Raw genomic sequence first — 17,586 nt, forward strand, 5'->3', positions numbered from 1 at the left:
CATGTCGTCCATTTGCGCCCTGAGCATAGTCAGACGCTGCGGGAAGTGCTACTTAATTGATATCAATTTGCTGCCAAGCTGCGGCAAGTCATCTAGGCTGTCGCGCATCCGCGCTACGGTGGCCGTCTGGAAAGGGGGAGAACCATGGAAGAACAGCTCAACGACGGGCTCGAGCGCAAGTCCACCGTGCTGTTGGTGGACGACGAGGAATCGATTCTCAATAGCCTGCGCCGCCTGCTGCGCAGCCAGCCCTACGAGATCCTGCTGGCCGACAGCGGGGAAAAGGCCCTGGAGATCCTCGCGCAGCGGCCGGTGGACGTGGTCATGAGCGATGCACGCATGCCGGGCATGGATGGCGCCACCTTGCTGGCGCACGTCCATCAGCGTTATCCCTCGACCCTGCGCATCCTGCTCACCGGTTATGCCGACATGACGTTGATCGCCAAGGCCATCAACGAAGGACAGATCCACCGCTACCTCAGCAAACCGTGGAACGACGACGAAATGCTGGTGACCCTGCGCCAGGCCCTGGCCCACCACCACTCCGAAGACGAGCGCCAACGCCTGCAAGCCTTGGCCCGCGAGCAGAACGAGCAACTGCGCAGCCTCAACGCCACCCTGGAAAAACGCGTGGCGGCGCGCACCGCCGAGTTGCAGCAAACCGCCGACATGCTCGACCTGGCCTATGAAGAGCTCAAGCGCAGCTATGTGACCGGCACCGAGGTGTTTTCCTTGCTGGCCAACCTGCGCCTGCCCAAGGCCAAGCAGACCAACCGGCAGATCATCGAATTGATCCGCGTGTACTGCAAAACCCACGGCCTGAGCGAAACCGACAGCCGCGACATGACCATGGCCGCCGCGCTCTACAACATCGGCAAACTGAGCTGGACCGACGGCATGATGACCGCCCCGGCCGACCTGCTGCGCCACACCGAACGTGACCTGTACCGCGCCTACCCCAAGCAGAGCGAGTCGCTGCTGATGACCCTGGAGCCGATGAAAGACGCGGCGCGCATCATCCTCCACCACCAGGAACGCTGGGACGGCAGCGGCTTTCCCGATCACTTGCGCGGCGAAGCCATCCCCCTGGGCGCGCGCTGGCTGAAACTGGCGGTGGACTTCATCGAGTTGCAGCGCGGCTTGATCCTGGAGCGGCAAATGAACAGCGCCGAGGCCTTGCTGTTCATCCGCAAATACGCAGGAAGGCTGTACGACCCGGACCTGGTGGAAGACTTCGTCAAGGTGTGCGCCGATTTCCTCAGCGACGTCAGCCTGTCCGATCCCACGGTGGTGGTGCTCGGCACCCGCGAACTGGCCGCGGGCATGGTCCTGGTACGTAACCTCAACGCCGACAACGGCATGCTTCTGCTCAACGCCGGCAAGGTACTGAGCACCGCGTTGGTGGATAAACTCATCGCCTTCGAGGCCATGGAAGCGGGTAAGTACAGCGTGTTTGTGCGGGTGCCCGAGCCTGCGCCTGGGCACGAGCAAGCCGCCGGCCTAGCCTAGGATTTGCTGCGCCAGCAGCACCAAGGCAATGACCATCATGGCCGCGCCGGACACCTGGCTCACCCGCTTCGCGGCGACGGGGCGGGCGCCGAGCACGGCCTGGGCGCCGAAGCCCACCAGCAGGTAAACCAGTGCGCAACTGAGGATATGCACCAGGCCCAAGGCCATCATTTGCACGGGCACCGGCCAGGGTGCCGTGGCGTCGGCGAACTGGGGCAACAGGGCCAAAAACAGCAGGAACACCTTCGGGTTCAACCCGCTCACGCAAAACCCCTTGAATGCCCAGCGTTGGCCTGAGCGCGTGGCCTGGCCGTCATCGGCGTGAGGCACCGACGGGTGGGCGAGCAGGTTGATACCCAACCAGAGCAGGTAGCCTGCCCCGGCCACCGTCAGCGCCGTCAGCACCCGTGGGTGATTGGCCACCACAGTGCCGACCCCCGCAGCCACCACCAGGGTGGCCACCACATGCCCGGCCAACAGCCCGCCCACGGCCGGCATGACCACGCGGCCCTTCAAGCCCGCCGAGATCGCGTAGGCCCAATCGGCCCCCGGCGTAATGATGAACAACACCGATACGGCCCAGAAGGCCGCCAACACACTGAGGGTCATGGCGTTACCCACCCTCGCTGATCCGCCGCTGTCGGCATATTCTCGCTCCCACCCGATGAGCCGCCCCGGGCTGGCCGGGGCGGTGATTAAAGGTGGAAGAAGAATAATGAAAGAGGCGTAGAATTTACTTTCAAAGTGAATCGCTATAGCTAAAAAAAAGGGGAGATTATTCTCAATGGATCGCACAGACCGAAAAATTCTTGCTGAGCTGCAAAAGGACGGTCGCCTTTCCGTTACCGAACTGGCCGAGCGGGTCGGCCTGAGCCTGTCGCCGTGCCACCGCCGCGTGCGGGCCTTGGAAGAGGCCGGCGTGCTGCTGGGCTACCGCGCCCAACTGGACCCGGCCGCCCTGGGCCTGAATTTTTCCGCCATGGTTTTTGTGACCCTGCGTGAAGGCGACCGGCCCGCAGTGGAAGCGTTCGAGACAGCCCTGCTGGACATCGCGCAGATCATCACCGCCCAGCGTTTGTTCGGCGAACCGGATTACTTGCTGCAGGTGGTTGCCCAGGACCTGCCGGCCTTCCAACGGCTTTACGATGAGCGCCTGTCGACCTTGCCCAACGTGCAGCGGCTGACTTCCACATTGGTGATGAAGCAGGTGGTGCAGGATCGGCCATTGCCGTTGTGAGGTGGGGGGCCGGGCCCGGCCCGGCCCTAATCCCTGTGGGAGCGGGCCTTGCCCGCGATGAGGCCGGGGCAGGCGATGCACTTCTGGCAGTTGGAATGCCGCCATCGCGAGCAGGCTCGCTCCCACAGAGAAAACATGAAAATCCCACCCACACCACCGTTCAACTGTGGGAGCGGGCCTTGCCCGCGATGAGGCCGGGGCAGGCGATGCACTTCTGGCAGTTGGAATGCCGCCATCGCGAGCAGGCTCGCTCCCACAGAGGAAAAATGGAAATCCTACCCACACCACCGTTCAACTGTGGGAGCGGGCCTTGCCCGCGATGAGGCCGGTGCAGGCGATGCACTTCTGGCAGCTGGAATGCCGCCATCGCGAGCAGGCTCGCTCCCACAGAGAAAACATGAAAATCCCACCCACACCACCGTTCAACTGTGGGGGCGGGCTCTGCCCGCGATGAGGCCGGGGCAGGCGATGCACTTCTGGCAGTTGGAATGCCGCCATCGTGAGCAGGCTCCCACAGAGGAAAAATGGAAATCCCACCCGCATCACCGTTCACTGTGGGAGCGGGCCTTGCCCGCGATGGCGATTTCAAGACCGCCATCGCGGGCAAGCCAGGTCCCACAGGGCCGCCCTCACCCCCAAGCCTGTCCCCGGCGCTTGAGTTCAAGGCGGCGGACAAACTCCTCCAGCACCAGGGCATACAGGTCATCCTGCAAGTAGGCGTCTTCGATGCCGGCATCCATGTTCGGGTTGTCGTTGACTTCAATCACCACTACTTGGTCCCCCGACTGTTTGAGGTCCACGCCGTAGAGGCCATCGCCGATCAGGTTCGCGGTTTTCACCGCCAGTTCCACCACCGCCCGTGGCGCTTCGTGGACCGGTAGGGTGCGGCACTCGCCGTTGATGTCCTGGGCCCGGGCCTTGTGGTTGTAGATCTGCCAGTGGCCTTTGGACATGAAGTATTGGCAGGCGAAGATCGGTTTGCGGTTGAGCACGCCGATGCGCCAGTCGTATTCGGTGTAGAAAAACTCCTGGGCCAGCAGCAGCACGGAGTGCTCGAACAACTGGGCGGTGGCCTGGAGCAAGGCTTGCTGGTTTTCGACTTTGATGACCCCCCGGGAAAAACAGCCATCGGGGATTTTCAGCACCAGGGGAAAGCCCAAGCGCTCGGCCACCCGGGCGAAGTCCTGCGGTCGTTCCTTGTACAGGATTTCGGTGGCCGGCATGCCTAGGCGATGGCTTTGCAGCAGGTCGGCCAGGTACACCTTGTTGGTACAGCGCAGGATCGAGGTGGGGTCGTCCATGACCACCAGGCCTTCGCTTTCGGCTTTTTTGGCGAAGCGGTAGGTGTGGTTATCGACGCTGGTGGTTTCGCGGATCAGCAGGGCGTCGTATTCGGCGAGGCGCGCGTAGTCCTTTTTTTCGATCAGTTGTACGTCGATGCCCAGGCCCCGGCCGACGCGGATGAAGTTCTCCAGGGCCTTGGCATTGGAGGGCGGCATCGCTTCTTGCGGGTCGTGCAAGATCGCCAGGTCATAACGGGCCACGCGGCGCGAACGGGGCAGGCGCCAGATCTTGCGGCTGAAGTTGTCCAGCGCCTGGGCGAATTGATCTTCCTGGTCTTCGCGTAACTTGTGCAGCGTGCCCGGTTTTATACCTTCTATATGCCAACTGGTGGTTTTACGGAACTCAACTAACAGCACCGGGCAGGGAAAGGCTTCAAATAACTGACGGGCCAACTCCTGCATGGGTTCAAGATTGGTTTTGCCGAAGTAGAGGGTCAGGGTAAAGCCTTCGGTATTGCTGTAAAGATGATTGCTCAAGGCTTTTTCCAGGGCCTTGTCCAAGTCATCCAGCGCCAGGCCGTAGAGGGACTTGCGGGTCAGTTCGCTGATGGTGCGCACCGAAGGGATGACCCGGTGGCCGCGGGCTTCAGCCAGCAGTGAGCAGTAATAGCCGTAGCCCAGGTACTTGTAATTGCGGCACAGGTTGATGACCTGGGTGCGTTTTGCACCATCCCCCTCCTGGGGGTTTTCCAGGTACTGCTGGGCCGTCATCAGGTCTTCGCTGGGGAAGTATGAGGTCCAGTCTTCTTTGCGCTCGACAATAATTACCAGTTGGCTGCTACTGCGATTGACCTCGGTTAAATAACGAGGCTTGGATATTGTCGTGAGCTGTTTTTGCTCGGATACTGCGCGCCACTCACCTTGTACCGCTGACATAGAAAGAGTCCGTTTGAGAACAGGTTCTTGCCTATAAAGCATGAACTTTCGAGCAAGTCCCGTTTCGTTACGCAACTTTTACGAGTGTGCTATGAACCTAAACTTTCGCCTTGCAACCCTGGGTGATCTGCCAGGGTTGCTGGCCCTGGAACAGCAGTGTTTTACCCATGACCGCCTCAGCGCCCGCAGCTTGCGCTGGATGCTCAGCCGTGCCCACGCCAGCCTGATGCTGGTGCAGGCGGGGGAGGCGTTGCTGGGTTATGGCTTGGTGCTGTTTCGCCACGGCAGTGATGTGGCGCGCCTGTACTCCCTGGCCGTCGCCCCCCAGGGCCGGGGCCTGGGGTTGGGCCGGCAACTGCTCGAACGGGCCGAGGCCTGTGCCCGCGCCCAGGGTTGCGCCTGGCTACGCCTGGAAGTGCGCCCCGACAACCCGGCGGCCCTGGGCCTGTATGCGGGCCAGGGTTACCGGCGTTTTGCCCGGGTGGAGGATTACTACGAGGATCACAGCCCGGCGTTGCGCCTGCAAAAGCGCCTTTTGTAGCGCCACGCCGGCCATCTTGATGCCGTCTTAATACGCCTCACCGCATTCAATGTCCGACCTTGATACCCCTTCACCTAACCTCCCTGGCGCACCGGGGGCCGGGTTTGCCGGCCCCTCCTGTCTGATAAGGGGAGCGATCTTGTTAACACTGCAATTTATCTACGTCGCCAGCGGCGTATGCGCCGTCTCGTTGTTCGCCTACCTGGGCTACGCCCTGATTCGTGCAGAAAAGTTCTGATGGCCCGTCCACAGGCTATTTCATCCGCCCTGCGGGGCTTTCCCGAGCAAGGAAACCGGCAATGTACGACTTGATTTTCGTGGGGTTGACCCTGGTGTTTTTTGGCGCGACGGCCCTGGGCATCGGCGCCTTGGGCAAGATTTGAACGGAGCATCGACATGTTGAGCAATCTGCTGGAATTTGCGGTGATGCTCGGTCTTATGACCGTGCTGGCCGTGTTGATGGGCAAATGGCTGACCCGGGTGTTCACCGGGCCGGGCCATGCCTTGCTGGAACGCGGCACTTACCGTTTGCTGGGGATCGACCCGCGCGAAACCATGGGCTGGGCCCGTTACGCCAGCGCACTGCTGCTGGCCAACGCGGCGATGATGCTGCTCGGCTACCTGGTGTTGCGCCTGCAGGGCAGCATGCCCCTCAACCCGCTGGAACTGGCGGCGCAAACCCCGGACCTGGCGTTCAACACCGCCGCGTCCTTTATCACCAACACCAACTGGCAGGCGTACTCGGGCGAAACCAGCCTGTCGAACTTCAGCCAGATGGCGGTGATTACCTTCCTGATGTTCGTGGGCGCTACCTCCGGGGTGGTCGCCGCGGCAGGTTTCATTCGCGGTTTGAGCCGTTCCAATTCGGCGGATATCGGCAACTTCTGGGTGGACTTCACCCGCATCCTCTACCGCGTGATGTTGCCGGCGTGCTTTGCCATGGCGTTGGTGTATGTCTGGCAGGGCATGCCGCAGACCCTGGCGTCCCAGGCGCTGGCCACCACCCTTGAAGGCGCGCAGCAGCAACTGATTGTCGGGGCCGTGGCCAGTTTCGAGTCGATCAAGCACATCGGCACCAACGGCGGCGGCTTTTTCAGCATGAACGCCGCGCACCCGTTCGAGAACCCGACGCCGCTGACCAACGCGCTGCACATCCTGAGCATGCTGCTGATCCCGTCGGCCCTGACCTACACCTTCGGCAGCATGCTGCTGCGCCGCCGCCAGGGCTGGGTGTTCTTCGGCACCTTCCTGGTGATGTTCATCGGCTTCTTGAGCGTGGTGTACAGCGCCGAGCAAAGCGGTAACCCGCTGCTGACCCAGGCCGGCGCCGACCAGGTGCTGTCTGCCGGCCAGAGCGGCGGCAACATGGAAGGCAAGGAACTGCGCTTCGGCATCGCCGACACCGCGCTGTTCGTCACCACCACCACCGGCGCCACCACCGGCTCGGTGAATGCGATGCACGACTCCCTGACCCCCATGGGCGGCTTCGTGCCCCTGGCGCAGATGATGCTCAACTGCGTGTTCGGCGGCGACGGCGTGGGCTTTATCAACTTGATCCAGTACGCGCTGCTGACGGTGTTCCTGGTGGGCATGATGATCGGCCGCAGCCCCGAGTTCCTGGGCAAGAAGATCGAGGCCCGGGAAATCAAACTGGTGATGCTCTCGGTGCTCGCGCACCCCATCAGCATCCTCGGTTTCACCGCCATCGCCGCGCTGTGGCCCGACACCCTCAAAAGCCTCAACAACATTGGCCCCCACGGGTTCAGCGAGGTGCTGTACGCCTACACCTCGGGCACGGCCAACAACGGTTCGGCGTTCGCCGGGCTCAATGCCAACACACCGTTCTTTAACACCACCATTGGCCTGGCCATGTTGATCGGGCGCTTCTTTACCATGCTGCCGATGCTGGCGGTGGCCGGTTCCCTGGCGATGAAGAAAAACATCCCGGCCGGTGCCGGCACCATTCCTACGGCGACGCCGCTGTTCATGTTTTTGGTGGTGTTCGTGGTGTTGGTGGTCGGTGGCCTGACTTTCCTGCCGGCGCTCGCGCTGGGGCCGCTGGTGGAGCAACTGCAATTGCTGTCCGGCCAGACGTACTAATAAGGGGCTGTGTGATGACGACTCAAACTGCAATCAAGACCCAACCGCTGGTCAAGGGGCTGTTGCGCCCGGTGCTGGTGTCGGCGGGGTTTTTCCTGCTGCTGACGGGCCTGGGCTATCCGCTGGCGACCACCCTGGTGGCCAACGTGATGTTCCCTTATCAGGCCCAGGGCAGCCTGATCGAACGTGATGGCCTGGTAATCGGCTCCGCCGTGATCGGCCAGCACTTCTCGCGCCCCGAATACTTCCAAGGGCGCCCCAGCATGACCGCCGACAAGCCCTATAACGCTGGCTCCAGTGGCGCCAGCAACCTGGGCCCGACCAGCCAGAAACTCATCGACCAGGTGGCTCAGCGCGCCCAGGACTACCGCCAACTCAACGGCCTGGCGCCGGATGCCTTGGTGCCGGTGGATGCGGTGACAGCCTCGGCCTCGGGCCTGGACCCGCACATCTCCGTGGCCAACGCCCAGCTCCAGGTGGCGCGGGTGGCACGCCTGCGCAAGGTGCCTGAAGCCGAGCTGATGAAGCAGGTTCAGGCCCATACCGAGCAGCGCACCCTGGGCCTTTTGGGCGAGCCTCGGGTCAATGTGCTGCAACTCAACCTCGCGCTCGATGCACAGGCTCCCGTGCATCAGCAACCTCTCGCGGCCAGTGAGTAAGAGACACAACCATGCGTAGCAAAAAACCGTTGTTCGATCGCACCATTGTGCTGACTGCCTGCCTGGATGCCTTCAAGAAACTGGCACCCCAGGCGCAGTGGAAAAACCCGGTGATGTTCGTGGTCTACCTGGGCAGCATTTTCACCACCCTGTTGTGGTTGCAATCCTTGGGCGGCGCTGGCGAAGCCCCCAGTGGCTTTATCCTGAGCATCACCCTGTGGCTGTGGTTCACCGTGTTGTTCGCCAACTTCGCCGAGGCCCTGGCCGAAGGCCGTAGCCGCGCCCAGGCCGCCAGCCTGCGCAGCATGAAGCGCCAGACCCTGGCCAAGGTGCTCAAGCAGCCCAAGTACGGCAGTGCCTGGGCGCCGAGCGAGGCCAGCCTGTTGCGCAAGGACGTCGTGGTGCTGATCGAGGCCGGCGACCTGGTGCCCCTGGACGGGGTGGTGATCGAAGGTGTGGCCTCGGTGGACGAGAGCGCCATCACCGGCGAGTCGGCACCGGTGATCCGCGAGGCGGGTGGGGACTTTTCCTCGGTCACCGGCGGCACCCGGGTGCTGTCCGACTGGCTGGTGGTGCGTATCAGCGTTAACCCCGGCGAGTCGTTCCTGGACCGGATGATCTCCATGGTCGAGTCGGCCAAACGGCAGAAAACCCCCAACGAAGTGGCCCTGACCATTTTGCTGGTGGGCCTGACGTTCCTGTTCCTGCTGGTGATCGTGACCCTGAGCCCGTACTCGATCTTTGCCGTGGCCATGAGCGGCAGCGGCAGCGTGGTCAGCGCCACGGTGCTGGTGGCGTTGTTGGTCTGCCTGATTCCCACCACCATCGGTGGCCTGTTGTCAGCCATTGGGGTAGCGGGCATGAGCCGGATGATGTCGGCCAATGTCATCGCCACCTCCGGCCGCGCCGTAGAGGCGGCCGGCGACGTGGACGTGCTGTTGCTGGACAAGACCGGCACCATCACCCTCGGTAACCGCCAGGCCTGTGCATTCTTGCCCGCGCCCGGTATCAATGAAGCGGACCTGGCCGATGCGGCGCAGTTCGCCTCCCTGGCCGACGAAACCCCGGAAGGGCGCAGCATCGTGGTGCTGGCCAAGCAGAAGTTCGACCTGCGCGCCCGGGACTTGCAGGCGTTGCAGGCCAGCTTCGTGCACTTCACCGCGCAAACCCGCATGAGTGGTGTTGACCTGCCCAGTGGCCGGCAATTGCGCAAAGGCGCGGCCGATGCCATTCGCGCCCATATCGAGGCCCTGGGCGGCAGCTTCCCCCAGGCATTGCAGGCCAAGGTCGATGAAGTGGCACGCCGTGGCAGTACGCCGCTGGTGGTGTCCGACGGGGCCCAGGTGCTGGGGGTGGTCGAGCTCAAGGACATCGTCAAGGGCGGGATGAAGGAGCGCTTCGCCGAGTTGCGGCGCATGGGCATCAAAACCGTGATGATTACCGGCGACAACCGCCTCACCGCCGCCGCCATCGCGGTGGAGGCGGGGGTGGATGACTTCCTCGCCGAGGCGCGCCCCGAGGACAAGCTGCAATTGATCCGCGACTACCAGGCCCAGGGCAAGCTCGTGGCCATGACGGGTGATGGCACCAACGACGCCCCGGCGCTGGCCCAGGCCGATGTGGCGGTGGCGATGAACAGCGGCACCCAGGCTGCCAAGGAAGCGGGCAACATGGTCGACCTGGACAGCAACCCGACCAAGTTGATCGAGGTGGTGGAAGTGGGCAAACAGATGCTCATGACCCGCGGCGCGCTGACTACCTTCAGCGTGGCCAACGATGTGGCCAAGTATTTTGCTATCGTACCGGCCGCTTTCGTCGCCACTTACCCGCAACTGGGGGCGTTGAACGTGATGCAGCTGACCAGCCCGAACTCGGCGATCCTCAGCGCGGTGATCTTCAATGCGCTGATTATCGTGTTCCTCATCCCGCTGGCGCTCAAGGGCGTGGCTTACCGGGCCATAGGCGCGGCGGCGCTGCTCAATCGCAACCTGCTGATCTATGGGTTGGGCGGGGTACTGGTGCCCTTTGCGGGGATCAAACTTATCGACATGCTATTGACCGGCCTCGGCCTGGTCTGAAAGGACTGACTGCACGGCGCCGCGAAGGCGCCGTTGCCGTTTCACAAGGATTGCCATGGCTGTCATCGACACCCTTACTGTTTCCCCGGATGGGCGCCCCGACCCGGACGCCCTGCTGGAAAAACTGCAACAACAAGAGCATGCCGCCCGCCAGGGCAAGCTGCGCATCTACTTTGGCTCCAACGCCGGGGTGGGCAAGACCTGCGCCATGCTCAGCGCCGCCCGCCAGGAGCAGCGCCAGGGCCGCGATGTGGTCGCCGGCGTGGTAGAAACCCACGGCCGGCGCGACACCGCCGAGCGCCTCGAAGGCCTGGAGGTGTTGCCGCGCAGCAGCATGCTGCACCGCGACTGCGCCCTGAGCGAGTTCGACCTGGATGCCGCCCTGGCGCGCCACCCCGACGTGTTGCTGGTGGATGAATTGGCCCACAGCAACGTGCCCGGTTCACGCCACCCCAAGCGTTGGCAGGATGTGGAAGAACTGCTGCGCGCCGGCATTGACGTGTGGACCACCCTCAACGTCCAGCACCTGGAAAGCCTCAACGACATCGTCAGCGGCATCATCGGCATACGCGTGCGCGAGACGGTGCCCGACCACGTGTTCGACAACGCCCATGAAGTGCTGGTGATCGACCTGCCGCCCGACGACCTGCTGCGCCGGCTCAAGGATGGCAAGGTGTACCTGGCGCCCCAGGCCGAGCGTGCCTCGCGCAACTTCTTTCGCAAGGGCAACCTGCTGGCGCTGCGCGAGCTGACCCTGCGCCGCACCGCCGACCGGGTCGATGCGCAAATGCGCGACTACCGCCGCGAACGCTCGATCATCACCCTGTGGCCGGCCCGCGAACGCCTGCTGGTGGGCGTGGCGGGGCACCCCTCGGACGAGCGCCTGGTGCGCGAAGCGGCGCGTTTGGCGCAAAAACTGGAGGCGGACTGGATTGTCGTCCACGTCAGCGGCCCGCAACGCCGGGGCGCGGCGGCGAACCGCTACGCCAGCGCCATGAAAACCCTGGCCCTGGCCGCCGAATTCGGCGCCGACACCACCACCCTCAGCGCCCTGGATGTGGCCGAGGCACTGGTGACCTGCGCCCGTGAGCACAACGCCAACCGCTTGGTGCTGGGGCACTGCCCGCGCAAGGTCTGGCAGTTCTGGCATCAGTCGGTCAGCGACCGCATCAGCCGCCGCCACCCGCAGATTGACCAGATTGTCATCGCCCATGGCCCGTTGCCGCGGGCGGCGGCGCCAGAGGTCAAGGTCGAGGGCGCATTGGCCCCCAGCCGCGCCCCGGCCTACCTGTGGGCCAGCCTGGCGTGCTTTGCCGCCACAGCGGTGGCCGCGCTGCTGTTGCAAGTGTTCGACCCGGCCAACGTGGTCATGCTGTTTTTGCTCACCGTGGTACTGGTGGCCCTGCGCTGGGGGCGCGGCCCCGGCGTGTGGGCGGCGATGCTGGCGGTGCTGTGCTTCGACTTCTTTTTCGTGCAGCCGCGCTTGTCATTCACCGTCAACGACACCCAATACTTTTTCACCTTCGCCCTGATGCTGGGCATCGCCCTGATTACCGGGCAACTCACCGCGCGCCTGCGGTTCGAGGCCCGCAGCGCGGCGGCGCGCGAGCGCCGGGCCACCTCCCTGGCACGGTTGGCGCGCGACCTCTCGGCGGCATTGACGGTGGAGCAGATCAGCGAAGTGGCCCTGCGCACCTTCAGCGGCGTGTTCGAGGCGCGGGTCGGCCTGGCCCTGCCGGATCTGGACGACCGCGTGCATGGCGTCGGCGGCGCTTTTGCGGTGGATGAAAGCATTGCCCAATGGGCCTATGACCATGGCCAACCGGCCGGCCAGGGCACCGACACCCTGGCCGCCGCCCAGGGCTGCTACTGGCCGCTGAAGGCGCCGATGCGGGTGCGTGGGGTGTTGGTGCTGGCGCTGGCCGAACCCGAACGCCTGAGCGACCCCCAGGAACGGCGCCTGCTGGAAGCCTGCATGAGCCAATTGGCCATCGCCCTGGAACGGGTGCACTACGTCGAAGTGGCGCAAAGCACCCTGGTGCAGATGGAGGGCGAACGCATGCGCAACACCTTGCTTGCCGCCATTTCCCACGACTTACGCACGCCGCTGACCACCATCATGGGCGCGGCGGATGCGGCCGCCCCCCATGCCCCGCCCGGGCCGCTGCGCGATTTGCTCGGCGGTATCCACGAGCAGGCCAGCTCCATGCAGCGCCTGATCGAAAACCTGCTGGACATGGCGCGCATGCAGGAGGGCGGGGTGCGTTTGAACCGCCAGTGGCATTCACTGGAAGAAATCGTCGGCAGCGCCCTGCGCCAACTGCGCGAGCCCCTGGCCCGGCATGAGGTACGCACGGCCATGGCCCCGCAGTTGCCGCTGGTGGAGGTCGACGCCTTGCTGATCGAGCGGGTGCTGGTCAACCTGCTGGACAACGCCGCCAAGTACACTCCCGCCGGCAGCCTGATCGAAGTCCAGGCACGGGCCGCAGGCGACAGCCTGATTTTGCAGGTCAGCGACAACGGGCCGGGTTGCCCCGAGGGCAGTTCCCTGAACACCCTGTTCGAGCCGTTCACCCGCGGGCGCCAGGAATCGCCTGTGGCGGGCATTGGCCTGGGGCTGGCCCTGAGCCGGCGCATCGTCGAAGCCCATGGCGGCCATATCGAGGCTGTGCCCCACACCGGCACGGGCATCCGTTTCATCATCACCTTACCGGCGGGGCAGCCGCCGACCATGGAAACCCTATGACCAGTGCTCGCATCCTTATCGTTGAAGACGAGGCCAATATCCGCCGCTTTGTCGGCATTGCCCTGCAGGACGAAGGTTTTCAGGTATTCGAGGCCGACAGCGTCAAGCGCGCGCTGATCCACGCCGCCAGCCGCCAACCGGACCTGGTGATCGTTGACCTGGGCTTGCCCGACGGCGACGGCAAGCACTTGATAACCGAACTGCGCGGCTGGCTGGCGGTGCCGATTCTGGTGCTGTCGGCGCGTGACCGCGAGGAAGAGAAAGTCGCGGCGCTGGATGCGGGCGCCGATGATTACCTGGTCAAACCCTTTGGCGTGCCGGAACTGTTGGCCCGCATCCGCGCGCAACTGCGCCGCCATGTGCTGACCGGCAACGTGGCCGCCACCAGCCAAGTGACCTTCGGCAGCATCGCGGTGGACCTGGCCACCCACGAAGTGCGCCGCGACGGCGCGCTGGTGCACCTGACACCCATTGAATACCGCTTGCTGTGCGCGCTGATCCGCGGCCAGAGCCGGGTCATGACCCATCGCCAGTTATTGCTGGAAGTGTGGGGGCTCGATTATGTGGAGCGGTTTCATTATTTGCGGGTACACATGGCGCACTTGCGACAAAAACTGGAAGTGGATGCCGCACAGCCGCAGCACTTTATTACCGAGTTGCAAGTGGGTTATCGGTTGGTGGGCCTTTAATCCGCCATTCGCCAATGGGCTCGTACACTGCCTGTAGAGAACTAATTATTGCCCGTAAAGAAACCGTATAGTCGCTTGTATATAAAGATGGGCGACTTATGATGGCGTTGTCTAAGTGTCTAAGCCTGAGGTTTATTATGAGTAACGAAGATCTTGGATGGTTGATTATGTCCATGATTGGCGTGTTTGGCCTGGCCTCGCTTGTGTTCGAGTACCTGGGCAAACAGCATGGCGTAAAGCGCGCAAAGCCGGGTGCAAAGCCCGCCAGGCCGCAAGGCGTGAAAAAGTAAGTTTCGCTGGTTTAAAAATCTTAGTTTCAGTGAACGCAACGTTAAGTTGGGTTGAGGGACTCTCATCATGGCCCGTTATTATCGCAAGCCCGGCTCGGCCAAAGTAGTAGAAATAGGCACGGATCAAGTGTTGGCGGTGGTGTTTTTTGGGCCTATTTACTTGTATTACGCAGAACTCTGGCCGCACTTGGCACTCTGGATAGTTGCCTATGGCATCGGCCTGTTGGCTGGGCCGCCGTGGTTGCTGTTACCGGTGGTTGGCCTGCCGTTGGTCTACGCCTTTCGTATTCAAAACATCGTGACCCAGGACTACCTGAAAAAAGGTTGGGTGCCGGTGCAAGCGGCGCAGCTTGCCCAATAGCCCCTGGCCCGACAGAATCGCGCCCCGGCCCCGCCAGCGGTGTGGGGCGGTTGGGCTGAAAAGGGGAACGCCGTTGAACGAACAGACCTTGTCTATGCGCCTTGAGCGCGTCGCGGCCCACGTGCCGGCCGGTGCGCGGCTGGCCGATATCGGCTCGGACCACGCCTATCTGCCGGTGGCGTTGATGGCCCGGGGCGCCATCGCGGCGGCGGTGGCGGGCGAGGTGGCATTGACGCCGTTCACCGCCGCCCAGCGCACCGTGCACGAAAGCGGCTTTGCGCAGCGCATCAGCGTGCGCCGGGCCGATGGCCTGGGGGCGATCATGGCGCACGACGACATCAGCGCCATCAGCCTGTGCGGCATGGGCGGCGAAACCATCCGCGACATCCTCGAGGCGGGCAAGGCGCATTTGAGCGGCCGGGAGCGGCTGATCCTGCAACCCAACGGCGGCGAGCCGCCACTGCGCCAATGGCTGATGGACAACGGCTACCGCATCGTCGGCGAAGAGGTGCTGCGGGAGAACCGCTTCGACTACGAAATCATCGTCGCCGAACGCGGTGCCCCGGTGGCCTACAGCGCCCAGCAGTTGTACTTCGGCCCGCTGCAACTGCAAGCCCGCAGCCCGGCGTTTTTGCTCAAGTGGCAACGCCTGCTGCGCCAGAAACAACGGGTGTTGAGCCATTTGGCCCGGGCCCGGCAAGCGCTGCCCGAGGCGAAGGTACGGGACATCGCGCGCCAGGCGCGGTGGATCGCCGAGGTGCTGGCCTGAGGCGGGAGCCGGGGGGGCTTGGGGCGGTTGCCTACAGCAAACTTTCTGATTGCCTGGCCTTCAAGCGGCGAAAACCTACAAATAGTCTTCAATGACCGGTGACTGCGGCCGATAAGCCTGATATCGCCGCACGCAGCAGCCCGCGTCGCTCCCTCACCGCAGAAGGCCCAAGGATGACTATAAAACTCCGTCTGTTGCTGCTGATCGGCACCAGTGTGCTCACCGTCCTCATCGTTGGCCTGGTCAATTACCTGGGCAATGAACGCATGCAGGTCGCGATGCTCGACAGCGAAACCAGCATGACCGCCCTGAGCAATCACCTGGAAGCCGACATGATGCACGACGCCCTGCGCGCCGACGTGCTGGCGGCGATGCTGGTGGGGCTTAACAAAAGCGTCAGCAGCCGCGATGAAGTGCTCACGGCGCTGAATGAACACGCGGCGAATTTTCGCAAGGCCCTGGGGGACAACCTGGAACTGCCCCTCAACGACACCCTCGAAGCGGCCCTGACCCACCTCAAGCCCAGCCTCGACGCCTACATCGCTTCGGGCGAGCGGATGGTCGCCCTGGCCCTGGACGACCCGCAGGCGGCCCAACAGCAACTGGGCGGCTTCAGCACGGCGTTTACCGAGCTGGAAGGGCAGATGGCCAGCTTGAGCGAACTGATCGAGAGCAACTCCAAGGCCAGTGGCGAGCGCACCCGTGCGGCGGTGCACAGTGCCAACCTGACCCTGGCCGTGGTGCTGGCGCTGTGCTTGCTGCTGGTGGTGGCCCAGGGGGTTTGGGTGACCAAAAGCATCATGGCCCCGCTTCAGGTGGCGCGGCGGATTGCCGACAGCATCGCCCACGGCAACCTCAGCGAACCGATCCCGGAACCGGCCAACCGCGATGAAGCGAGCATGCTCATCCGCAGCCTGGCGGTGATGCAGCGTGACCTGCGCGGCATGATCGAGGTGGTGCGCAGCAATGCCCAGGGCGTTTCGGGCATGACCCAGCAGTTGAGCAGCGGTTGCCATGAGGTGGCGGCCAGCAGCCAGCAGCAAAGCGCGGCGGCGGGGACCATGTCGGCCGCCACCAGCCAAATGACCGCCAGCATCGAAGAAATCACCCGCCACGCCCAACATGCGCTGCAGATGGCCAACCAGGCCGAAGCCCTGGCCAAGAACGGCGGACGGGTGATCCATCAAGTGGTCAGCGACATGGACGGCATCGCCCGTTCGGCCCAGGAATCGGCCCAGGTGATCCGCACCCTGGACAAGGAGTCCGAGGGAATTTTCAGCATCATCCAAGTCATCAAGGGCATCGCCGACCAGACCAACCTGCTGGCGCTCAACGCCGCCATCGAAGCCGCCCGGGCCGGTGAGCAGGGCCGCGGTTTTGCCGTGGTGGCCGACGAAGTGCGTAGCCTGGCGGGGCGCACCAGTGCCTCGACCCAGGAAATCGCCGCCATGGTGGCGCGTATCCAAACGAGCACCCGCGAAGCGGTGACCAGCATGGAAGCGGGCGTGGCCCAGGTGGACAAGGGCATGGCGGTGACGGCGGATGTGGAGCGGGCGATCCGCGAGATCCTCGAAGCCACCCTGAGCACCACCCAACTGGTCAACGACATCAGCCGCACCATTGGCGAGCAGGGCCTGGCCAGCAACGAAATCGCCCATCAGGTGGAGATGATCGCCGACATGTCCGCCGGTAATACCCGGGTCATCGGCCAAACGGCCGGCACCACCGACGAACTCTCGGCACTGGCCGGCCAGCTCGCGCAATCGGTGGACCGCTTTCGCCTGTGATTACTCAGCGGCCGGTGCCTGGCCGTCGACCCAGCGTTGCCGGTGGCAATCGGCCGGGCCCAGGGCGCGGCCGCTGGCGGATTGCACCACGAGGGGCCGCAGCGCTTGCCCGGTGGCGTTGTCCAGCAACACCGAGCGGGTTTCCCCAGGGGTAAACAGAAAACGCTCGCCCCACTGGCGCAGGCACACGATCAGCGGGAACGCCTCGCGGCCCTTGGCCGTGAGCACGTACTCCTTGTAGGCGCTGCCGTCGGACGCGGGGCGCACCTGCAACAGGCCCACCTCCACCAGGTTTTTAAGCCGTGCGGCGAGGATGTTCTTGGCCACGCCGAGGCTTTTCTGGAACTCGCTGAAGCGGCGAATATCGTCGAATGCGTCGCGAATAATCAGCAGTGACCAACGATCTCCCAGCACTTCCAGGGTTCGGGCCACCGGGCATTCGCGAGTGGGCTGGGGGGCTTCTAGGGTCATGGTGTTTACCTTGTGCAGAGCATTGCCGCAGTGGGCAGGGCTTTCGAGGATGTGGTTGCGATTTGAAACCTGATGGGTTAACAATGCCAATCTAGTTGCCAATTGAAACCAGCTTAGCCCCGCGGAAGTG

At 63.7% G+C, this 17,586-nt stretch carries 15 protein-coding genes and 2 pseudogenes; 14 read left to right on the plus strand and 3 right to left on the minus strand.

Going from position 1 to position 17,586, the window contains the following annotated elements; genetic code table 11:
- Positions 1–144: 144 nt before the first annotated feature.
- Positions 145–1,509, plus strand: coding sequence for an HD domain-containing phosphohydrolase (locus CKW13_RS19820; RefSeq protein WP_095110469.1), 1,365 nt, complete (start codon positions 145–147; stop codon positions 1,507–1,509).
- On the opposite strand, the gene CKW13_RS19825 is transcribed toward CKW13_RS19820, so the two are convergent.
- Positions 1,501–2,118: a LysE family translocator gene (locus tag CKW13_RS19825; protein ID WP_095110470.1), complete on the minus strand. Its 618-nt coding sequence runs from the start codon at positions 2,116–2,118 to the stop codon at positions 1,501–1,503. The two genes, CKW13_RS19820 and CKW13_RS19825, sit on opposite strands and share 9 nt — an antisense overlap.
- 175 nt (positions 2,119–2,293) lie before the next feature.
- Here CKW13_RS19825 and CKW13_RS19830 point away from each other — a divergent pair, with 175 nt between their 5' ends.
- A complete protein-coding gene (locus CKW13_RS19830) occupies positions 2,294–2,746 on the plus strand; it encodes an Lrp/AsnC family transcriptional regulator (RefSeq protein WP_095110471.1) in 453 nt (150 codons plus the stop codon).
- Between the two features lie 629 nt (positions 2,747–3,375).
- Here CKW13_RS19830 and CKW13_RS19835 read toward each other — a convergent pair.
- A complete protein-coding gene (locus CKW13_RS19835) occupies positions 3,376–4,965 on the minus strand; it encodes a RimK family protein (protein ID WP_095110472.1) in 1,590 nt (529 codons plus the stop codon).
- A 91-nt stretch (positions 4,966–5,056) separates the two neighbouring features.
- Between CKW13_RS19835 and CKW13_RS19840 the strand changes: the two are divergent.
- The 12 genes and pseudogenes from CKW13_RS19840 to CKW13_RS25040 all read left to right on the plus strand — a co-directional run.
- Positions 5,057–5,503 (plus strand): annotated as a pseudogene (locus tag CKW13_RS19840) (GNAT family N-acetyltransferase); the annotation flags it as partial.
- 142 nt (positions 5,504–5,645) lie between these two features.
- Positions 5,646–5,744 carry a K(+)-transporting ATPase subunit F gene (gene kdpF, locus CKW13_RS19845; RefSeq protein ID WP_095110474.1) on the plus strand — a complete coding sequence of 33 codons (99 nt, stop codon included), beginning with the start codon at positions 5,646–5,648 and terminating at the stop codon, positions 5,742–5,744.
- A gap of 158 nt (positions 5,745–5,902) precedes the next feature.
- Positions 5,903–7,606, plus strand: coding sequence for a potassium-transporting ATPase subunit KdpA (gene kdpA, locus CKW13_RS19850; protein ID WP_095110475.1), 1,704 nt, complete (start codon positions 5,903–5,905; stop codon positions 7,604–7,606).
- A gap of 14 nt (positions 7,607–7,620) precedes the next feature.
- On the plus strand, positions 7,621–8,265 hold the full coding sequence (kdpC, locus tag CKW13_RS19855; protein ID WP_095110476.1) for a potassium-transporting ATPase subunit KdpC: 645 nt from the start codon (positions 7,621–7,623) through the stop codon (positions 8,263–8,265).
- Positions 8,266–8,276: 11 nt separating this feature from the next.
- A complete protein-coding gene (gene kdpB, locus CKW13_RS19860) occupies positions 8,277–10,343 on the plus strand; it encodes a potassium-transporting ATPase subunit KdpB (RefSeq protein ID WP_095110477.1) in 2,067 nt (688 codons plus the stop codon).
- A gap of 55 nt (positions 10,344–10,398) precedes the next feature.
- Positions 10,399–13,089 carry a sensor histidine kinase KdpD gene (locus CKW13_RS19865; protein ID WP_095110478.1) on the plus strand — a complete coding sequence of 897 codons (2,691 nt, stop codon included), beginning with the start codon at positions 10,399–10,401 and terminating at the stop codon, positions 13,087–13,089.
- Complete coding sequence (locus CKW13_RS19870; protein ID WP_095110479.1) at positions 13,086–13,778, plus strand: response regulator; 693 nt, start codon at positions 13,086–13,088, stop codon at positions 13,776–13,778. The genes CKW13_RS19865 and CKW13_RS19870 overlap by 4 nt, the downstream gene beginning before the upstream one ends.
- 137 nt (positions 13,779–13,915) lie before the next feature.
- The gene (locus CKW13_RS24510) at positions 13,916–14,068 is read left to right on the plus strand and encodes a hypothetical protein (RefSeq protein WP_176465145.1); all 153 of its coding nucleotides are present in this window, start codon (positions 13,916–13,918) and stop codon (positions 14,066–14,068) included.
- A 67-nt stretch (positions 14,069–14,135) separates the two neighbouring features.
- Positions 14,136–14,429 (plus strand): hypothetical protein, encoded by a 294-nt coding sequence (locus tag CKW13_RS19880; RefSeq protein ID WP_095110481.1) that lies wholly within the window; start codon positions 14,136–14,138, stop codon positions 14,427–14,429.
- A gap of 73 nt (positions 14,430–14,502) precedes the next feature.
- Positions 14,503–15,198 carry a tRNA (adenine(22)-N(1))-methyltransferase TrmK gene (locus CKW13_RS19885; protein WP_256576637.1) on the plus strand — a complete coding sequence of 232 codons (696 nt, stop codon included), beginning with the start codon at positions 14,503–14,505 and terminating at the stop codon, positions 15,196–15,198.
- A 173-nt stretch (positions 15,199–15,371) separates the two neighbouring features.
- Positions 15,372–16,127, plus strand: a pseudogene (locus CKW13_RS25035) (MCP four helix bundle domain-containing protein); the annotation flags it as partial.
- Between the two features lie 132 nt (positions 16,128–16,259).
- Complete coding sequence (locus CKW13_RS25040; protein ID WP_371856248.1) at positions 16,260–16,985, plus strand: methyl-accepting chemotaxis protein; 726 nt, start codon at positions 16,260–16,262, stop codon at positions 16,983–16,985.
- Here CKW13_RS25040 and CKW13_RS19895 read toward each other — a convergent pair whose 3' ends face one another.
- Positions 16,986–17,456: a helix-turn-helix domain-containing protein gene (locus CKW13_RS19895; protein WP_095110483.1), complete on the minus strand. Its 471-nt coding sequence runs from the start codon at positions 17,454–17,456 to the stop codon at positions 16,986–16,988. It abuts the gene before it with no gap.
- Between the last annotated feature and the right edge of the window lie 130 nt (positions 17,457–17,586).

Origin of the sequence: Pseudomonas sp. Irchel 3E20, from assembly GCF_900187645.1 — a bacterium.
Lineage (GTDB): Bacteria > Pseudomonadota > Gammaproteobacteria > Pseudomonadales > Pseudomonadaceae > Aquipseudomonas.